At 63.1% G+C, this 17,651-nt stretch carries 17 protein-coding genes and 1 tRNA gene; 12 read left to right on the top strand and 6 right to left on the bottom strand.

Translation table 11 applies throughout. The annotated features are described in order from the left end of the window. Nucleotides 1-409 precede the first annotated feature (409 nt). The gene (gene murG / locus BRC58_07800) at nucleotides 410-1,465 is read right to left on the bottom strand and encodes an undecaprenyldiphospho-muramoylpentapeptide beta-N-acetylglucosaminyltransferase (protein ID PSP16932.1); all 1,056 of its coding nucleotides are present in this window, start codon (nucleotides 1,463-1,465) and stop codon (nucleotides 410-412) included. 179 nt (nucleotides 1,466-1,644) lie between these two features. Here murG and BRC58_07795 point away from each other — a divergent pair, with 179 nt between their 5' ends. From BRC58_07795 to BRC58_07785, 3 genes are all read left to right on the top strand, one after another. After that, nucleotides 1,645-2,484: a hypothetical protein gene (locus BRC58_07795; protein PSP16931.1), complete on the top strand. Its 840-nt coding sequence runs from the start codon at nucleotides 1,645-1,647 to the stop codon at nucleotides 2,482-2,484. A 94-nt stretch (nucleotides 2,485-2,578) separates the two neighbouring features. Continuing rightward, nucleotides 2,579-3,334, top strand: coding sequence for a pyridoxine 5'-phosphate synthase (locus BRC58_07790; GenBank protein PSP16930.1), 756 nt, complete (start codon nucleotides 2,579-2,581; stop codon nucleotides 3,332-3,334). A 49-nt stretch (nucleotides 3,335-3,383) separates the two neighbouring features. Next, nucleotides 3,384-3,713 (top strand): DUF2488 domain-containing protein, encoded by a 330-nt coding sequence (locus BRC58_07785; GenBank protein ID PSP16929.1) that lies wholly within the window; start codon nucleotides 3,384-3,386, stop codon nucleotides 3,711-3,713. 8 nt (nucleotides 3,714-3,721) lie between these two features. Here the strand turns inward: BRC58_07785 and BRC58_07780 are convergent, their stop codons facing one another. Next, nucleotides 3,722-4,969, bottom strand: a complete 1,248-nt coding sequence (locus BRC58_07780) for an amino acid ABC transporter substrate-binding protein (protein ID PSP16928.1) — start codon at nucleotides 4,967-4,969, stop codon at nucleotides 3,722-3,724. Nucleotides 4,970-5,115: 146 nt separating this feature from the next. Next, nucleotides 5,116-5,205 (bottom strand) — tRNA-Ser (locus BRC58_07775). A 211-nt stretch (nucleotides 5,206-5,416) separates the two neighbouring features. On the opposite strand from BRC58_07775, the gene BRC58_07770 reads away from it, so the two are divergent. Further along, on the top strand, nucleotides 5,417-6,685 hold the full coding sequence (locus BRC58_07770; GenBank protein PSP16927.1) for a glycoside hydrolase: 1,269 nt from the start codon (nucleotides 5,417-5,419) through the stop codon (nucleotides 6,683-6,685). Between the two features lie 4 nt (nucleotides 6,686-6,689). Here the strand turns inward: BRC58_07770 and BRC58_07765 are convergent, their stop codons facing one another. Next, nucleotides 6,690-7,886, bottom strand: coding sequence for an alanine racemase (locus BRC58_07765; GenBank protein PSP16926.1), 1,197 nt, complete (start codon nucleotides 7,884-7,886; stop codon nucleotides 6,690-6,692). A 163-nt stretch (nucleotides 7,887-8,049) separates the two neighbouring features. Here BRC58_07765 and BRC58_07760 point away from each other — a divergent pair, with 163 nt between their 5' ends. From BRC58_07760 to BRC58_07725, 8 genes are all read left to right on the top strand, one after another. Next, nucleotides 8,050-8,553 (top strand): HNH endonuclease, encoded by a 504-nt coding sequence (locus BRC58_07760; GenBank protein ID PSP16925.1) that lies wholly within the window; start codon nucleotides 8,050-8,052, stop codon nucleotides 8,551-8,553. Between the two features lie 94 nt (nucleotides 8,554-8,647). Beyond that, nucleotides 8,648-9,886: an exopolyphosphatase-like protein gene (locus BRC58_07755; GenBank protein PSP16924.1), complete on the top strand. Its 1,239-nt coding sequence runs from the start codon at nucleotides 8,648-8,650 to the stop codon at nucleotides 9,884-9,886. Nucleotides 9,887-9,898: 12 nt separating this feature from the next. Beyond that, complete coding sequence (gene sixA / locus BRC58_07750) at nucleotides 9,899-10,396, top strand: phosphohistidine phosphatase SixA (GenBank protein PSP16923.1); 498 nt, start codon at nucleotides 9,899-9,901, stop codon at nucleotides 10,394-10,396. 86 nt (nucleotides 10,397-10,482) lie between these two features. Continuing rightward, complete coding sequence (locus tag BRC58_07745; protein PSP16934.1) at nucleotides 10,483-11,619, top strand: citrate synthase; 1,137 nt, start codon at nucleotides 10,483-10,485, stop codon at nucleotides 11,617-11,619. Between the two features lie 99 nt (nucleotides 11,620-11,718). Next, nucleotides 11,719-12,837 carry an NADH-quinone oxidoreductase subunit NuoH gene (locus tag BRC58_07740; protein PSP16922.1) on the top strand — a complete coding sequence of 373 codons (1,119 nt, stop codon included), beginning with the start codon at nucleotides 11,719-11,721 and terminating at the stop codon, nucleotides 12,835-12,837. A gap of 52 nt (nucleotides 12,838-12,889) precedes the next feature. Beyond that, nucleotides 12,890-13,531 carry an NAD(P)H-quinone oxidoreductase subunit I gene (locus BRC58_07735; protein PSP16933.1) on the top strand — a complete coding sequence of 214 codons (642 nt, stop codon included), beginning with the start codon at nucleotides 12,890-12,892 and terminating at the stop codon, nucleotides 13,529-13,531. Between the two features lie 14 nt (nucleotides 13,532-13,545). Beyond that, nucleotides 13,546-14,172, top strand: coding sequence for an NADH-quinone oxidoreductase subunit J (locus BRC58_07730; GenBank protein PSP16921.1), 627 nt, complete (start codon nucleotides 13,546-13,548; stop codon nucleotides 14,170-14,172). A gap of 16 nt (nucleotides 14,173-14,188) precedes the next feature. Continuing rightward, nucleotides 14,189-14,500, top strand: a complete 312-nt coding sequence (locus BRC58_07725; GenBank protein ID PSP16920.1) for an NADH-quinone oxidoreductase subunit NuoK — start codon at nucleotides 14,189-14,191, stop codon at nucleotides 14,498-14,500. A 9-nt stretch (nucleotides 14,501-14,509) separates the two neighbouring features. Here the strand turns inward: BRC58_07725 and BRC58_07720 are convergent, their stop codons facing one another. Together BRC58_07720 and BRC58_07715 are read right to left on the bottom strand one after the other, a co-directional pair. Beyond that, nucleotides 14,510-14,896 (bottom strand): hypothetical protein, encoded by a 387-nt coding sequence (locus tag BRC58_07720; protein ID PSP16919.1) that lies wholly within the window; start codon nucleotides 14,894-14,896, stop codon nucleotides 14,510-14,512. 148 nt (nucleotides 14,897-15,044) lie between these two features. Continuing rightward, nucleotides 15,045-17,501, bottom strand: coding sequence for a DNA helicase RecG (locus BRC58_07715; protein ID PSP16918.1), 2,457 nt, complete (start codon nucleotides 17,499-17,501; stop codon nucleotides 15,045-15,047). Between the last annotated feature and the right edge of the window lie 150 nt (nucleotides 17,502-17,651).

Genomic DNA, 17,651 nt, shown 5'->3' with positions numbered 1-17,651 from the left:
GAGCTCAAAATAACCGTACGGGATGGCAACCATTTTGTTGGATGGACGACCCGGTCGCCAGCCTGTTAGCTAGCTGGCAACCACAGTCCGAACCGCTCGAAGTGCTGGATTCATACCAATTTGAGCAGTAGGTGCACGTTTTTCAAAGAATATGATTCCCATATTGAGGGAGTTTTGGAGGTCGAAATCTAGTGCACAAGCCACGAGAATTGGTATCAGTCCGGTGCCTCTTAAGGTATCACCACCGCTTGGTACTGCCCAACCGGTTGCCCCCTTACCTCGCCGGCGCGGCTCGAGCGGATTGCAATTCCTCACAAAAAACCCCTTGCTGACTGCGGCAAACCCGCTCGCGCCAAGCAGCAATGCTTCGTTGGGGTTGTTCCTAAGGCCGGATCGGCCCGTCAGCTCCCTAATCCCTAACGAGCGCGGTCTCGCGAATGGCTTCTGCCAAGCGAGCGGCGCTGTCACCCGGCGCTAGCGTTGCAGCGCGCTCGGCCATGGCTTGCCGTTGCTGGGGCGAGCGAATGAGGGCCAGCACTTGCGATTGCAGTTGCTGCGGGGACAGGGTGTTTTGCCGGTACATCAGGCCTGCCCCCGCATCAACCCAAGCCTGGGCATTGTGGGCCTGGTGGTCCTCAGCCGCGTGCGGGAGCGGAATCAAAACGGCTGGGGTGTGCGTGGCAGCTAGCTCGGCTAGCGAAACGGCACCCGCCCGCGCGATCGCCAGATCGGCGTGCTGTAGTAGGGCTGCCATGCGCTCGTAGAATGGCAGCGCCCAATAGCCCGGGTGTTGGAGGCTGTTGGCATCGGGATCGCGATCGCCGGTGAGATGGACCACGGTGGCGCCCGCTTGGCACCATGCCGGGACGCACTGCCGGATCAGCTGGTTGAGCGCAACGGCCCCTTGCGAGCCGCCCATGGCCACGACTGTCGGCGCCCCTTCGGGAAGGGCCAAATCGAGCGGTTGCGGCGCCTCGAACTCGGCCCGTACGGGCGTACTGGTCGCGATGGTGCGAGCGCGCGGCAACCAACGCTGGGCGCTGCTAACGCCCACCGCAACCGTGGTACAGAACGGAGCCAGCCAGCGCGTAACTTTCCCGGGTAGGGCGTTCGACTCGTGCAGCACGACAGGAATGCCGCGCAACCGGGCCGCCAGGATGGCAGGTGCGGCGATATAGCCGCCAGTGGTCAAAACGGCGTCGATCTGCTGCCGCCCCAGCAAGCGCCATACGCGCGCGCTTGCCACCATGGCCTGCCCTAGCAAGCGCGCAGCCTGCCAGTGGGAGCCGCTCTGCCAGCCCGCCAGCGCGACAGTGTGCAGCGGGTAGTGCTGGGGGATGAGCTGCGCTTCCAGGCGATCAGGAACGCCCAACCACTCAATGTGCGCGTCAGAGAAGCGCTCGGCGACGGCCAGGGCGGGAAAAAGGTGACCGCCCGTCCCGCTGGCGGCAATTAGCAATCGCATCGCTACCTCAGGTACGCGCTCGCGAGCCGGGACAAATGCCCCAATCGCGCCTGCAGGATGCGCTAGAATTCGGACTGATACCAATTTGAGCAGCGGATGCACGCTTACCAAAGAACATGACTCCCATATTGAAGAGGTTTTGGAGATCGCAATCTAGTGCACAAGCCACGAGAATTGGTATGAGCCAATCCTATCAAGCTCCCCCCATGCCGCTTGCTTTATCCCAGCGCTCCCACCTGATTTGCCTGCCCCGGCTGGCCGGATCGCTGGCCCTGGCCTTGGGGCTGGTGCTACCGCTGGGGCAGAGCGCGCGCGCCCGCTCGCCCGCCTCGGCCCCCTCCGAATTGACGCAGTTGCTCTCGACCATCGAGCGGGCGGCCAATCGCGGCAATGCGCAGCAGCTGAAGCAATTGTATGGGGCGCGCTTCGAGCGCTCGGGCGGCCTAGAACGCTCGCAGTTGGTGGCGGGTCTGTCGCAGCTGCACCAGCGCTACGAGCAGCTCCAGTACGACATCCAGCTGCAGTCGTGGCAGCGGCGAGGCCGCGGTTTTGTTACCACCACCGAGACGCACGTCACGGGCAAGCGCCAGGGCGAGCATCGCACTTTCCGGCTGGATGCCCGGTTGCGATCGCGCCAGCGTTTGGCTGATCGAACCGTCACCCGGCAAACGATCCTCTTGGAGCGAACCGAGCTCACCGCAGGCAGCAATCCCCCGCAAGTTCGCATCAACCTGCCCGCAACCGTGGCGCCCGGCGAGCGGTTCCATTTTGATGCCATTGCCACCCAACCGCTGGGAGACGCGGTTTTGCTGGGCTCTGCCACCATGCAAGCGGTTAGCGGCCAGCGGTACCTGCAGCCGCCGCCGCTGGAGCTGCAACCGCTGCCGGCCGGCGGCCTCTACAAGGTGGGCCAGGCGCCCAAACAGACCGGCAGCCACTGGCTGTCGGCCGTTTTGGTCCGCCAGGGCGGCATGACGACCATTACGCGGCGCCTGCGCGTTGTCTCACCGAGCCAGTAGTGCGGATGCAGTACCGCCGTGATACGGTTTGGAACGCTCGCAGCTTGCCGGCAGTGCAGCAAGGCGAGCGCAACCGCGAAGCCAGACGGCAACCATGGCTGAATCGGCTGACGCCAATGCACCTGCGGCGGTAACGCTGGGGGTCAACCTCGATCGCATCGCCACCATCCGGCAGGCGCGGCGCACGGACGAGCCCGATCCCGTAGCGGCGGCCACCTTGGCCGAGCTAGCCGGCGCCGATGGCATTACCGTTCACCTGCGCGAAGACCGGCGCCACATTCAAGACCGCGACGTACGGCTGCTGCGCCAGACCGTGCAAACGCACCTCAATCTGGAGATGGCGCCGACCGAGGAAATGGTTGCCATCGCGCGCGAGCTCGTTCCCGACTACGTCACCTTGGTGCCGGAGCGGCGCGAGGAAGTGACCACTGAGGGCGGCTTGGATGTCGCTAGCTCGCCCGAGCGCTTGCGTGCCGCCGTGGAGCAGTTGCAAGGGGACGGTATCCCGGTCAGCCTGTTTGTCGATCCCGAGCCCAGCCAAATCGCCGCCGTTGCCAAGGTGCAGGCGCAGCTGATCGAGCTCCATACCGGCGACTATGCCCAAGCCCCAAGCGCTAGCGCGCGCGATCCCCAACTGGCGGCCTTAAGCGATCGCTGCCAGCAAGCCCGCGCCGCCGGATTGGGCGTCAATGCCGGGCACGGGTTAACCTATCGCAATACAGCCCCGGTCGCTCGCATTGCGGGCATGGCTGAGCTCAACATTGGTCACGCCATCGTCAGCCGCGCCGCCCTCGTGGGGATGGAGCGCGCCGTCCGCGATATGAAGGCGCTGTTGCGCGGCGAACCTTGATTCGCCAGCCAACGGCCGCCCCCCCCTCGCAGCCATTGGAGCTCGGATCGTGCAGCGCTACTACTACGTTCTAGCCAGCCAACACTTTCTCCTCGAGGAAGAGCCCCTTGAGGAGGTCCTGGAAGAGCGTCGCATTTACTACCAAGAGCACGACAAGCCCATTGACTTTTGGCTCATCAAGCAGCCGGCCTTTCTAGAAGCCCCCGAGTTTGCCTCCATCAAGGCCCGCTGCCCGCAGCCTTCAGCTGCGATCGTTACCACCAATTCCACCTTTGCCACCTGGCTCCAGCTGCGACTGCAGTACGCCCTAAGGGGCGAGTTCCAAGCCCCCTCCGACACGGTGCCGGATCCGCTCGCCTCGCTGGAAGCCGCGCCTTAGGGCAGCGGTCAGTTTGAGGACTCCAGTTGGGGCTCGACGCGATCGACCGTTTCGATGCTGCCGTCTTCTCGCACCTGCCACACGTCATAGACCTCCACGACATTGCCGTACTCGTTGAGGTCGACGTTGCCGCTGGCCCCTTGGTAGTTGATTGATTGGTCCTGCCGCAGCAGCTCCAGCTCCTGGCACAGGTCGCTAACCGCTTGGCCGGGCGGCGTGGCGACATCGCGGATGCGGTCTTTAATGGCCGGCCCTGAGCTCTCACCGGCGGCTTGCGCAGCGAGGGCAATTAGGGCGGTTGCGTCCCAAGTGTGCGGAATGAAGGCCGTCAGCGAATCGCCCGTTTGCTCCTGCCAGCGGGATTCGAGGGCCTGGAGGGCATCACCGTTGGCGGCTGGCACCGTTCCCAGCGCCCCGGCAATAATGGGGCGGCCGCCGGGGGTCTGGCCGACTTGCTCGACAAACTCCTGGGATTTGACCCCATCGGTGAGCAGCACCTGCGTGTTTTCCATCAGGCCCTGCTGGTAGGCGGCTTTGAGCAGCAGGCTTCCAGTCTCCTGATAGACCGCTGCCATAACCGCATCGGGATCGCCATTGCCAAAGGCCGCTTGCGCCTCGCTATCCAACGTGGCGGCCTTGAGCGGATAGCGAACGGGATTGCTGCCATTGGCGATGGTGCCGCCCAAGCGTTCGAAGGCTTGGGTAAACTCGCGCTCGAACCCCACGCCGTAATCGTTGTTGATAACCGCGGTTGAGACGCGCTTGAAACCGCGCTTGTCGGCTAGCTTGGCCAGGGCGCGGGCTTGATAGGTATCGGGCGGGGCCGTGCGCGCCCAAAAGCCGTTGAAATCCCCCTCTTGAGCGCGCTGGGTAAAGGTGGGGCTGGTGCTGCCGGGCGAGACCATCATGACTTGGTTGCGCACGGCAACATCGACCGAGGCGCTGGAGACGCCGCTGGAGAAGGCCCCGACAATGGCATCGACACTGTCGGCCTGGGCTAGCTTGCTCGCGGCAGCCGAGCCGGCCGCCGGATCGGTCTGGCTGTCCTCGGTAACCAGCTCAATGGGCTGGCCGTTGACCCCCTGGCAGCTGTTGGCGCGCTCCACGGCCATGCGGACCGCTTTGGGCATGTTCTGCCCGATTGAGGACAGATCCCCAGTAACCGGCAGCAGCGTCCCGATCTTGAGCGCTTGCCCCGAACTCTGGGTGTCGCTGCCGTCGCTAGTCGAGAAATCGGGCAGCTCCTGCGACCCCATTGAGGATGAGCCGCCACTCGATAGAACCGTGGCTGCCAGCGTGGCGCTCAGGACCGGTCGTTGGGTCGGGAAGGTAAGCGCATACGGTTCCTTAGCCTGCGGTTGTAGCGACCCAGCAGGCAACACTTAACGGCAATGGCAATCAGCGGAGAGGGAGGGATTCGAACCCTCGGTACGGCGTTAAGCCGTACAACAGATTAGCAATCTGCCGCTTTCGACCGCTCAGCCACCTCTCCAGGCAAGACGCCGTTAATCATAACGCACGGCCCAAGCGAACTCCAATGGCCGTAGCCGTCGGGCGATCGCGTGCCCAACCGCCATCTCGACCCAATTCGCTGTCCTCTGGGAGAGCTGCTACCGTTTGTTGCAGGGCAGCTAATGAGCGGCTCGCGACCGTCAAGGGTGCAAGCAGCGGCGCGATGCCCTGATGGGCCAGATGAGGGGATTATGAACGCAACCGGCGGGCGCCACCTAGCTTTGATCTCGGTTCACGGCGATCCGGCCGTCGACATTGGCGGTGAAGAAGCGGGCGGTCAAAACGTCTACGTGCGCCAAGTGGGGGAAGCGCTGGCGCAGCAGGGCTGGCAAGTGGAGATGTTTTCGCGCAAAGCGGATCCCGAGCAACCCGAGGTCGTAACCCACCAGCCCAACTGCCGAACGATCCGCTTGCAGGCTGGACCGGAAGCATTCGTACCGCGCCAGGACATCTTTGGCTATTGCGAGGACTTCCTCCAGCAGTTGCAAGCCTTTGCACGCGCGCAAGGCATTGCCTACGAGCTGATCCACAGCAATTACTGGCTCTCGGGCTGGGTGGGGCTGGCCCTCAAGCAGCGCTACGGGCTGCCCCTGGTGCACACCTACCACTCGCTCGGGTCAGTCAAGTACCAGGCCGTCGAGGACGTTCCACCCATTGCCAGCCAGCGCTTGCAGGTGGAGAAGGCGTGCTTGGAGACCGCCGATCGCGTGGTGGCCACGACCCCGCAGGAGCAGGCGCACATGCGCGCGCTGGTCTCGAGCGCCGGCAGCATTGAGGTCATTCCCTGCGGCACCGACATCCAGCACTTTGGCTCCATTGACGACCGAGCCGCGCGCGAACGCTTGGGCATCGCGCCCGAAGCTTACGTCATCTTCTATATTGGGCGCTTTGATCGGCGCAAAGGTATCGAAACTCTGGTGCGAGCCGTGGCGCAGTCGCAGCTGCGCGCTCGCGGCGCGCCGCTGCAGCTCATTTTGGCGGGCGGGGCAGACCCCAACAAACCTGACAGTGAAGAGCGCCGGCGCATTGGGGACTTGGTGAGCGAGCTGGGCCTGGCCGACTGCACGCAGTTTCCCGGCCGGGTCCCCGATGCCGAATTGCCCGCTTACTACGCAGCTGCCGACGTTTGCGTAGTGCCCAGCCACTACGAACCGTTCGGGCTGGTGCCCATCGAGGCCATGGCTAGCGGTACGCCCGTGGTGGGCAGCAACGTTGGGGGGTTGCAATTCACCGTAGTCCCCGAGGAAACAGGGCTGCTCGTGCCGCCCCAAGCTGTGGAAGCTTTTAGCCAGGCCATTGATCGCGTTTTGGGCAATCCCGAGTGGCGGCGCCAGCTGGGGGCCAACGCGCGCCAGCGCGTGGTGGATCGCTTTAGCTGGAGCGGCGTGGCGGCGCAGCTGGGCGATCTCTACGAGCGCGTCATTGCCGAAGCAGCGTCGCGCGCGCCCGTTGGGGCTTAGCCGCTCAGTCGCGCTCGATGCGCGGCAAGCGGTGCTTGAAGCCGCACAGGATCTCCCAGTCGATAGTACCGAGCGCCTCCGCCCAGGACGTGGCCTCAATTGCAGCCTCCCCATCCTGGCCGATGAGCGTTACCACCTCGCCCGGGCTCAGATCCGGGATGGCGCTGGCATCGAGCATGAGCTGGTCCATGGTAATGGCGCCGATTTGGGACAGGCGGCGACCGCGCGCCAGTACCTGCAGGCGGTTGGAGAGGTTCCGCGGCACGCCATCAGCGTAGCCGATGCCCACCACGGCAATGGGCATGGGGCGATCGGCAACGAATTGGTGGCCGTAGCTGACGCCGGCCCCGGCGGGAATGGTTTTGACTTGCGTGACTTTGGCTTTGAGCTGGAGCGCCGGTTGCAGCGCGAGGCAAGAGCGCAAGTGGGGCGCCGGATGGAGCCCGTACAGGGCCAAGCCCACGCGCACCCAGTCGTAGTGGCAGCTGCGATCGCGCAGCGTTGCGGCGGAGTTAGCCAGATGCAGCGGCGGCAGGGCTATGCCGTGGGCTTGCAAGCTGGCGATCGCGGCGCTAAAGCGCTGCTGCTGCCACTGCATGACCGTGGGATCGGGATCGTCGGCCGTGGCCAGGTGGGAGTAGAGGCTGGCGATCTTGAGATGCGGCAGTTGGCGCACGAGCCGAACGAACTCGGCTGCGCGCTCCCAGAGGGTTCCCAAGCGCGACATGCCCGTATCGATTTTGAGATGAACCGTGATCGTGCCGCCGCGCTGCGCCATCACCTCCGAGACAGTCAGCGCCTGCTGCGGCATCCCCAGCGTCGGCTGCAGCTGCCAATCCGCGATCGCGGCGATCTCGCCTGGGTCGTTAGCAGCCCCCAGTAGCAAAATGGGCGCGTCAATGCCCGCCTGCCGCAGTTCTTTGCCTTCCTGCAAGGTCGCCACAGCCAGCCGGCTGGCGCCGGCGGCCAGGGCCGTGCGGGCAACCCGGACGGCACCGTGCCCGTAGGCATCCGCTTTAACTACAGCGACCAGCTCGGTCTGCGGGGCCAAAACCCCCCGCAGCTGCCGGACGTTAGCCGCGATTGCGCTGCAGCTCACCTCCACCCAAGCGCGGTGGCACCCGGTTGCCGCGCTCGGGCTGACCGTTCGGAGCTGGCTTGCTGGGCGGGCAGACGGTTCAGCCTCGGGCACGATCCTCACTCCTGGCAACACACCACACCATTGCCCATTCGGCCCCAAGGCAACGGCGGCCGCCCTAGAACTTAGCAAACCCAGCTAAGGCGTCAACCGCGCCGCTGTCGCCAGCGCGACCCCCTGTGCTAGCATCTGCGGCAGCCTTGCCTGAACCACCCATCGGGGGGCCATGGGCAAAGTTCTGGTACTCAATGCCTCCTACGAACCGCTCAATTTGACGAGCTGGCGGCGGGCTGTCGTACTGCTGCTAAAAGGCAAGGCCGAGCGCTTGGAGCACGCCGGAACGCACGTCTGCCCCGAGTTCCCCCTGCCCTCGGTCATTCGGCTGCGCTACTACGTCCGCGTCCCTTACAAAGAGATCCCGCTGACGCGCCGCAACATTCTGGAGCGGGATGCCCGGACTTGCCAGTATTGCAACTACAAAGGCGATCGGCTCACCCTCGATCACGTTGTTCCGCGCGCCCAAGGCGGTACGGACCGCTGGGACAACTTGGTCACAGCCTGCATCCGCTGCAACGTCCGCAAGGGAAGCCGCACGCCGCAAGAGGCCAGCATGGAGCTCAAGCGCCCGCCCCGACGGCCCTACAGCAGCCTGTATTTCGAGCTAGCGCGGCACTTGCAAGGCAACCGCAATCACGAGTGGCGCAAGTATGTCATCGGTCTTAACGTGTGAGCCCCTGCCTTGCCCCCAGCGCCAATGCTAGCCTGCAGGCAGGCCTGACTTGCCGGCTGCTGGCAGCCAGGCGAATCGCGCCCGGGAGTCGACGATGCATTCGCTCAGTTCCCAAGACAACTCGCTTGCCGGTGCCGATGCTCCTTCCGAGATCGAGGCTGCCAAGCCGGAGGAAGGCAACGGTACCAGCACCCGCGTGCAGCCCCAGGAAGCCGATCCGCCCCTGGACCAAGCGGTCGAGTCGCTCAGGCAAACGCTCGAGCGGCACCGCAGCGAGCGCCACATCGTACTGATCCAGGATTTTCCCGATCCGGACGCGCTCTCGAGCGCGTGGGCCTACCAGCTCATCGCCCAGCAGTACGACATCCAGGCTGACATCGTTTACGCCGGGATTCTCTCGCACCAGGAAAACATTGCCCTGGTCAAACTGACCGGCTTGCCGGCCAAGCGCTGGAGCGTGCACAGCCTCAAAGACCGCGACCTCTCCGTCTATCACGGCTGCGTGCTGATCGACAATCAGGGCACCACCAGCCAGCTGATGCCCATGGTGCAGCAAGCCCAGCTGCCCATTTTTATCGTCATCGACCACCACACCAACCAGGGCGATCTCGAGGCCGAGCTGTTCGATCTGCGCGTCCAAACCCGCGCGACCGCCACGATGCTGACCCAGTACATCCAGGCGGGGATGCTGCAGCTCAACGCCAGCAATAACAAGCACGTTAAGTGCGCGACCGCGCTCATGCACGGCTTGCGCTCCGATACCAATCGGCTGCTGCAGGCCCAGGCGGAGGACTTTCAGGCTGCCGCCTACCTGAGCCGCTTCTACGATCCGCAGCTACTGAGCGCTGTGGTCCACTCGGCGCGCTCCAAGCGCGTCATGGACGTCATCGAGCGATCGCTCAAAAACCGCATCGTGCGCAACAGCTACTCCATTGCCGGGGTGGGCTACCTGCGCTACGACGACCGCGATGCCATTCCCCAGTCCTCGGATTTCCTCGTGACTGAAGAAAACGTCCATACGGCGGTGGTCTACGGCATCGTCCACAACGAGGAAGAAGAACTCGAGGTGGTCATTGGCTCGCTGCGGACCAACAAAATCACCCTCGATCCCGACGAATTCATCAAAGAGGCCTTTGGCAAGGACGCCCAGGGTCGCTACTTCGGCGGCGGCCGCTACAACGCAGGTGGCTTTGAGGTACCGCTCGGGTTTCTCTACGGCTTCAACGAGCACCCCAAATACGCCAAGCTCAAGTGGGAAGTCTTCGATACGCAGATCAAGCAAAAGCTGCTGCGGTTGGTCAACCCGGATGAAGACGTCATCCAAACGGATTGAGGGCACGGCCCCATGGAGCTGTACCTGATCCGCCACGGCATTGCCGCCGAGGCCCGGGCCTACGCCAACGACGCCGATCGCCCCCTGACCGAGCAGGGACGGCAACGCACCCGCGCTGTCGCGCAGCGGCTCGCCGGAACCGGGCTGGCCTTCGATCGCATCTGGACCAGTCCGCTGGTGCGCGCTCGGGAAACGGCTGAGCTGTTGCAGGCAGCTGGCTTGAGTGATCGCATCGAGCCGTGCGACCCGCTGGCGCCCGGCGGCGAGCTAGCTGCCTGGACGGACTGGTGGCAGCAGTGGCTGAGCGAGGCGCAAACGCCCTACCTCGCGCTCGTGGGGCACCAGCCCGATCTGGGCGCGTGGGCCGAGGCCTTGGTTTGGGGCGGCGACCGACAAAAGCTGACCGTTAAAAAGGCCGGGACGATCGGCATTCAACTACCCGACAGCGCAACGCCTATGGGGCAAGGGACACTGTTTCTGCTGGCACCGCCCAAGTGGGTGCTGGCTTGACAGCGATTGCACCAGCGGCCGCCTGCAGCCCGCCCGGCATGCGGTAAGTTGGGCGCAGAGCAAAAGCGGCACCGATGGGGCATGCCATGACCAGCGGCGAGTACCGGCCCGGTTTGGACGGGGTCCCGGCAGCGCATTCCCAAATTAGCTACCTCGACGGCCAGCGCGGCATTCTGGAGTATCGCGGCATCCCCATTGAGGCGCTCGCGCGCCACAGCGCGTTTTTAGAGACCGCTTACCTGCTGATCTGGGGCTGGCTTCCCAATGCCGAGGAGCTGGCGCAGTTCCAGCACGAAATCCGCCAGCAGCAGCGCCTCAAGTACCAAATTCGGGACATGATGAAATGCTTTCCCGATACGGGCCATCCCATGGATGCACTGCAGACGCTGGCAGCCTCGCTGGGCCTGTTCTACTCGCGGCGGGCCACCGACGATCCGGCCTACATCCGCGAAGCGGTGGTTCGGTTGCTAGCCAAAATTCCGACCGCCGTCGCCGCTCTGCAACTAATGCGCCACGGTGACGATCCGGTGCAGCCGCACCCCCAGCTGGGGTATGCGAGCAACTTTCTCTACATGCTGACCGAGCGCGAGCCGGATTCGCTGGCCGCCCAGGTTTTCGATACCTGCCTGATGCTCCATGCCGAGCACACCATCAATGCCTCCACCTTCTCGGCCATGGTGACCGCCTCTACCCTCACCGATCCCTACGCCGTCGTTGCCTCGGCGGTGGGGACGCTGGCCGGGCCGCTCCACGGCGGCGCCAGCGAGCAGGTCATGGCCGTTTTGGCCGACATTGGCTCTGAGGCCAACGTGCGCCCTTACGTCGAGGAATGCATCGCCCGCAAGACTCGCATCATGGGATTCGGGCACCGCGTTTACAAAGTCAAGGATCCGCGCGCCCGGATCCTGCAGGATCTGGCCGAGCAGCTGTTCGAGGCCAAAGGGCGCGACAAGTACTACGATGTGGCCGTCGAGCTGGAGCGAGTGGTCTCAGAAAAGCTGGGCGATAAGGGCATCCACGCCAACGTCGATTTTTACTCAGGGTTGGTCTATCGCAAGTTGGGCATCCCGACCGATTTGTTTACCCCTGTGTTTGCGATCGCGCGCGTGGCGGGCTGGCTGGCGCACTGGCGCGAGCAACTGTCCGAGAATCGCATCTTTCGCCCCACCCAGATCTACACCGGCGCGCGCGAGGCTCCCTACGTGCCGCTTCACCAGCGCTAGGCGGCAGCCCCACAGGACGGTATACTGGGTGGCGGCTCGGACGTTAAAAATTGTTGCGCGCGCCGGCGGCGGCGCCGTTCGTCCCCTGCATGCAATCCCATGAGTTCAGGAATCGACCTCCAAGCCAACTTTATCGAGTCCGCCCGGGAGCTGGGCATCCCGGCCGGTGCGGCCAAAGCCCTCTGGATGCCCTTCCCCATGCTGCTGATGATTATCGGCGCGACGTTGGGGGTGCTGGTTGCCGTTTGGCTCGAGCGCAAGGTCTCGGCAGCCGCCCAGCAGCGCATCGGCCCCGAATACACCGGGCCACTGGGCATCCTCCAGCCCGTGGCCGACGGCCTGAAGTTGGTATTTAAAGAAGACAGCCTGACGGCGCGCACCGATCGGGCGTTGTTTACCCTCGGACCGGCGCTGGTCGTCATCCCTGCGTTCGTGTCTTACTTGATCGTGCCCTTCGGGCAGGACCTGATTATCTCGGATCTAACATTGGGGATCTTTATTTGGATAGTGGTCTCGAGTGTGGTCCCCATCGGGCTGCTGATGTGCGGCTATGCCTCTAATAACAAGTACTCGCTGCTGGGTGGGTTGCGGGCAGCCGCGCAGTCGATCAGCTACGAAATCCCGCTGGCGCTGGCTGTCTTGGCCGTTGTCATGATGGCCAACAGCGCTAGCACGGTCGATATTGTCGAGCAGCAAGCTGGCTACGGTATCTTGAGCTGGAACCTGTGGCGCCAACCCATCGGGCTAGTGGTGTTTTGGGTGGCAGCGCTGGCCGAGTGCGAGCGCCTGCCCTTTGACTTGCCCGAGGCCGAGGAAGAGCTCGTTGCCGGCTATCAGACCGAGTACTCGGGTATGAAATTTGGCTTGCTCTTTTTGGGCTCCTACGTCAACCTCATCCTGTCGGGGTTGCTGTTTGCCGTGCTGTACTTGGGCGGCTGGGAGTTCATCGTTCCGCTGAGTCAGCTCGCCAATTGGCTGGGCGTGAGCGAAACCGCGCCTTGGCTGCAGGTGCTAACGGCGTCGTTGGGCATCGCGATGACGCTGCTCAAGGCCTTCCTGCTGATCTTTTTGGCCGTTCTGGTGCGCTGGACGGTGCCGCGCATCCGCATCGACCAGCTGCTCGATTTGGGCTGGAAATTCTTGCTCCCCGTTTCGCTAGTCAATCTGTTGCTAACGGCCGGACTCAAGCTTGCCTTCCCGGCTTACTTTGGCGGCTAGCAGGAGTGAGGGACCCCACCGTTTGCTGTTGCCCCCCCATCCGGATAACGCCATGTTCGAGTTTCTACGCCAAGTCGGCAACTACGCGCAAGAAACCTTCCGCGCAGCCAAATACATCGGCCAGGGCCTCTCGGTCACCTTCGACCACCTCAACCGGCGGCCGGTGACCGTGCAATATCCCTACGAAAAGGTTATTCCCGCGGAGCGCTATCGCGGGCGCATTCACTTCGAGTTCGATAAGTGCATCTCGTGCGAGGTCTGCGTTCGCGTTTGCCCCATCAACTTGCCGGTGGTGGATTGGGAGTTCGACAAAACAGCGAAAAAGAAAAAGCTCAACCACTACAGCATTGACTTTGGGGTCTGCATCTTCTGCGGCAACTGCGTCGAGTACTGCCCGACCAACTGCCTCTCCATGACTGAAGAGTACGAGCTCTCGACCTACGACCGGCACGAGCTCAACTACGACAACGAAGCCCTGGGTCGCCTGCCCTACAAAGTGACTCAGGACCCCATGGTGACCCCAGTGCGCGAGCTGGCCTATCTGCCCAAAGGCGCCATCGACGGCCACGACATGCCGGCCGGGACGCAGCGCGCCGGCCAGCGCGCCGAAGAGATTCTGGCGCAAATCCAACAGGAACAAGCTGAAGCAGAGCCGGCCGAAGCCGCCAACGGTCAAGCACGCGATAACGCTTAAAGGAGCGCACGACCGTGGATTTAGCTCAAGGTGTCCGACTGGTTTCGTTTTTTGTGCTGACGGCCGGCACCATCGCAGCTGCCCTTGGCGTGGTGCTGGTGCCCAACCTCGTCTATGCAGCCTTTTTGCTGGGCGGCGTCTTTGCCAGCGTTGCTGGCCTTTACGTGCTGCTCAATGCTGACTTTCTGGCGGCTGCCCAAGTCCTGATCTACGTTGGCGCTGTCAACGTTTTGATCCTGTTTGCCATCATGCTGGTCAACCGGCGCGAGGCCTTTCCACCAACCAGCCGGCGTTGGTGGCGCGGTAGCGTTGCCGGGCTAGTGAGTGCTGGCCTGTTTGCGCTGTTGGCAACTGTCGTTGTGGACACGCCCTGGTCGCTGGCCCCAGCCAATGTAGCGCCCATCCCTTACCCGGTTGTCGAGATTGGCAAACACTTTTTTAGCGACTACCTGCTGCCGTTTGAGCTGGCCTCGATCCTGCTGCTAATGGCCATGGTGGGCGCGATCGTGCTGGCCCGGCGCGATGTCATTCCCGAGGGCGAGCTGCCCCCTGGGCAAACGCAGCAGACCGTGTGGCGATTGCGGGAGCGTCCGCGCGAGCTGCTACCCGCTAGTAAGAGCGCCAAGGAGGCAGAGCGCTAGCAGCGCGCGAGGAGTTATGGAACTGCAACTGGAGTACTACCTGCTAATTGCAGCTGCCCTGTTCTGCATCGGCATTTTTGGGGTGGTCACGAGCCGCAATATGGTGCGCGTGCTGATGTCGATCGAACTGCTGCTCAACGCGGTCAATCTCAACCTGGTCGGCTTTTCCACCTACATGGATCCGGTGGGCGTTAAGGGGCAAGTGTTTGCCATTTTTGTGATTACGGTGGCAGCTGCGGAAGCCGCGGTGGGCCTGGCAATCGTGTTGGCGATCTATCGCAATCGCAACACCACCGATATGGAGCGCTTTAACCTGCTGCGGTGGTAAGCGCTTCCGTTACAGGCGCTCACTGAAATACTGGCGGTAGAGCTGGCAGCGTAGTGCTGCGCGATCGCCTTCTAGCTGCACCAAGCCCATGCTTTGTAGCTTGCGGGCGAGCTGAGAGCGCAAGGTTACTAGCACCAGGCCCACCATGCATTTAAACCGTCCGTTTGCGACCCAGCCAATTAAGAACGTTTCGACGCAGTTGCAGGATTTGTCGCTAGTAATCCCAAATTGAGCAGCCGATGCACGCTTACCAAAAAGCATGAGTCCCATACCTAGGGAGTTTCGGGGGTCGCAGTCTAGTACACAGGCTACGAGGATTGGGATAACGGTAGGCATCCCGTATGTAATACCAATTTGAGCAGCGGATGCACGCTTGCCAAAAAACATGACTCCCATATTGAGGGGATTTCGGAGATCAAAATCTAGTGCACAAGCTACGAGGACTGGTATAAGAGCACTGCGATTGCATTGCGGGTAGGGAAGCGATCGCGGCACCAACGGGCATGGGTGTGCAGGCACTACTGGAGTCGGCAGGGCGTCTGCCTCAAGTCAAAATCTTGCCCCCCATCAGTTGCCGGTAGCGGTTTGCTAGTTCTTGCCGGATGCCGGGATGGCGCTCGAGGGCCTCATCTTGGGCTAGCAGCGTTTCGGCTACCGTGCGGGCAAGCTCCAGCACCTGCTGGTCTTCAGTGAGGTTGGCCAGGGCAAAGTCGGGCAGGCCCGATTGGCGGCTGCCCAAAACCTCGCCCGGCCCGCGAAAGCGCATGTCCATCTCGGCAATGAAAAAGCCATCCTGGGACTGCTCCAGCACCTTGAGGCGCTGCTGCGCCGCATCCGATTGGGAGTGCCCTAGCAGCAAGCAGTAGCCGCGATCCTGACCGCGTCCTACCCGACCGCGCAGTTGGTGCAGCTGCGATAGCCCGAACCGTTCCGCGTTTTCGATCAGCATGACCGTGGCGTTAGGCACATCAACCCCCACTTCGATCACGGTTGTCGAGACCAGGATTTGAGTTTCGTTGCGGCGGAAGGCCTCGACCGCCGCATCCTTGTCGGCAGCGGTCATGCGTCCGTGGAGCAGGCCAACCTGAAGGTTGGGAAACACCTTGGTCTGCAAGCGCTGGTGTTCCTGGGTAGCAGCGCGAATGTCGAGCTTGTCGGATTCCTCCACGAGCGGCAGCACGATGTAAGCTTGCCGGCTTTGGACGGCTTCGCGCCGGATGAGCTCGTAGGCCTGAGACCGCTCTTTCCCCGCCAGCACAGTGGTTTGAATCCGCTGGCGCCCGGGCGGCAGCTCGTCGATCTGCGAGACATCCAAATCGCCGTGGAGCGTTAGGGCCAGGGTGCGCGGAATGGGCGTGGCGGTTAGGGTCAGCACATGCGGCGATCGCCCTTTGCTCAGCAAGCGCGCGCGCTGCTGGACGCCAAAGCGGTGTTGCTCGTCTATGACGGCTAGCCCCAGCTGCTGAAAGTTGACGGCATCCTGGATCAGCGCGTGCGTTCCGACCAGCAGGGGCAGCTCGCCCGTCTCGAGTTGGGCGCGCACGGTCCGGCGCTTGTTAGTTTTGGTCGAGCCGGTCAGCAGCTCCACCGGTAGCTGCAGCTGGTTGAACCATGCCACCAGCTTGCGGTAATGCTGCTCGGCCAGCACTTCAGTCGGGGCCATGAGTGCTGCCTGATAGCCCGATTGAATGGCGGCCAGGATGGCGTGTACGGCCACAACCGTTTTGCCCGAGCCCACGTCCCCTTGCACGAGGCGGTTCATAGGCGTCTCTGAGGGCAGATCCGCCAGAATTTCGTTGATGGCGCGCTGTTGGGCTTGGGTCAGGGCAAACGGCAGCAGTTGCTGGAAGCGCTCGATCAGCTCGCCGCGCGGCGATAGGATGGCACTTTGTTGCGACTGGCGCTGCTGCCGGCGGCGCTGCAGGAATCCCAGTTGCAAAAAGAAGAACTCGTCAAAGACCAATCGCCGCTTGGCGGCTGACAAGCAATCGCCATCGGCTGGAAAGTGAATGTCGGTGATCGCGGTGGGGCGATCAACCAGATCGTGCTGCTGGCGCAGCGCTGCCGGTAGCGGGTCGCTGAGGTGCTCGCGTGCCGGTAGGGCCGCCCAGGTTGCCCGCCGCACCGTATCGGCCGGGACGCCCTCAGCTAGCGGATAGACCGATAAAATGCGGCCCACTTTCAGCGAGCCGGGGCTGGCATCAGCCCCCTCCAGCACCTCAATCTCGGGAGCATCGAGCGTCAGGCCGTACTTGCCGCGCTTAACCAACCCCGAGGCAGCAACGACGGTTCCGCGCGGGTACCGGCGCCGCTGGCGTTCCTGCCAGCCGCGATGGGCAAAACGTGCGCCGGCCAAAAAGCGACTGAGCTCGATCTGGCCGGTTGCGTCCCGCAGGCGGAGCTTAAAAACAGTCAGCTTGCGGTTTCGCGGACTGGTAAAGCACTGGCAGCTTTTGACCGTTCCCACCACGGTCACCGTTTCGCCAGCCACCAAATCGGTAATGTTGACCTGGTTGGCATAGTCGACGTAGTCGCGCGGGTAGTAAAACAGGAGGTCGCGCACGGTCGATAAACCCAATTGGGCCAGCTGGCGGCTGCGATGCGCCCCAATACCGGGCAGCTCATCCACTGGGCGCTCTAACCCAATCGCATGGGAGGTATAGGTGGCGCGCGCCGAGGCAGCGCGCGGCGATGGGGAGGCCGCTGGCGCGGCGGGCTGCTGTTGCGATTGCTGCACGGCTTGGAGCAAGCGGCGGGTCTCGGCGACCAGATGCTGCCGCTGCTCTATGGGCTTTTGCGGGTAGTGCGCGAACTCAGTAGCTAGCTGTTGCCAGCGGCGCCGCCACTTGCCGGTGAGGCCGGCCGGCGGCTTGCCCAGTTGCAGGCACAAAAACTCGCTAAAACGGTACCGTCGGCCGGCCGTGTCGATAAACCCGCGCTCGGCTTCAACCGCCAGCGCTTTCTGCAGCTGCCCCCAGTCGGGCGATTGGCTCTCCGCCATGCCCCATCCGCGCGCGCGACTCCTCTTTCACCAAAGTAGCGCCAGGATGCTCCGCTTCAATCAAAGATTTGAAGCGTGAGAGGAAGGGCGCCTATTGATTTGCGACTCCAAACGTTAAAATAACAAGAATGGGACAGGTTATAGTGGGGG

The organism is Cyanobacteria bacterium QS_8_64_29 (genome assembly GCA_003022125.1).
Taxonomy (GTDB): domain Bacteria; phylum Cyanobacteriota; class Cyanobacteriia; order Cyanobacteriales; family Rubidibacteraceae; genus QS-8-64-29.
The sequence above is the reverse complement of the archived record's forward strand: the minus strand, read 5'-3'. Positions and strand labels throughout refer to the sequence as shown.

Bases quoted from the DNA above. Each gene is read 5' to 3' on its own strand.
- BRC58_07715 (PSP16918.1), bottom strand. From the start codon at position 17,501: ATGGCGGAGAGCCAATCGCCCGACTGGGGGCAGCTGCAGAAAGCGCTG.
- BRC58_07755 (PSP16924.1), top strand. From the start codon at position 8,648: ATGCATTCGCTCAGTTCCCAAGACAACTCGCTTGCCGGTGCCGATGCT.
- BRC58_07735 (PSP16933.1), top strand. From the start codon at position 12,890: ATGTTCGAGTTTCTACGCCAAGTCGGCAACTACGCGCAAGAAACCTTC.
- BRC58_07770 (PSP16927.1), top strand. From the start codon at position 5,417: ATGAACGCAACCGGCGGGCGCCACCTAGCTTTGATCTCGGTTCACGGC.
- murG (PSP16932.1), bottom strand. From the start codon at position 1,465: ATGCGATTGCTAATTGCCGCCAGCGGGACGGGCGGTCACCTTTTTCCC.
- BRC58_07720 (PSP16919.1), bottom strand. From the start codon at position 14,896: ATGGGAGTCATGTTTTTTGGCAAGCGTGCATCCGCTGCTCAAATTGGT.
- BRC58_07725 (PSP16920.1), top strand. From the start codon at position 14,189: ATGGAACTGCAACTGGAGTACTACCTGCTAATTGCAGCTGCCCTGTTC.
- BRC58_07790 (PSP16930.1), top strand. From the start codon at position 2,579: ATGGCTGAATCGGCTGACGCCAATGCACCTGCGGCGGTAACGCTGGGG.
- sixA (PSP16923.1), top strand. From the start codon at position 9,899: ATGGAGCTGTACCTGATCCGCCACGGCATTGCCGCCGAGGCCCGGGCC.
- BRC58_07795 (PSP16931.1), top strand. From the start codon at position 1,645: ATGAGCCAATCCTATCAAGCTCCCCCCATGCCGCTTGCTTTATCCCAG.
- BRC58_07740 (PSP16922.1), top strand. From the start codon at position 11,719: ATGAGTTCAGGAATCGACCTCCAAGCCAACTTTATCGAGTCCGCCCGG.
- BRC58_07760 (PSP16925.1), top strand. From the start codon at position 8,050: ATGGGCAAAGTTCTGGTACTCAATGCCTCCTACGAACCGCTCAATTTG.
- BRC58_07745 (PSP16934.1), top strand. From the start codon at position 10,483: ATGACCAGCGGCGAGTACCGGCCCGGTTTGGACGGGGTCCCGGCAGCG.
- BRC58_07780 (PSP16928.1), bottom strand. From the start codon at position 4,969: ATGGGGTCGCAGGAGCTGCCCGATTTCTCGACTAGCGACGGCAGCGAC.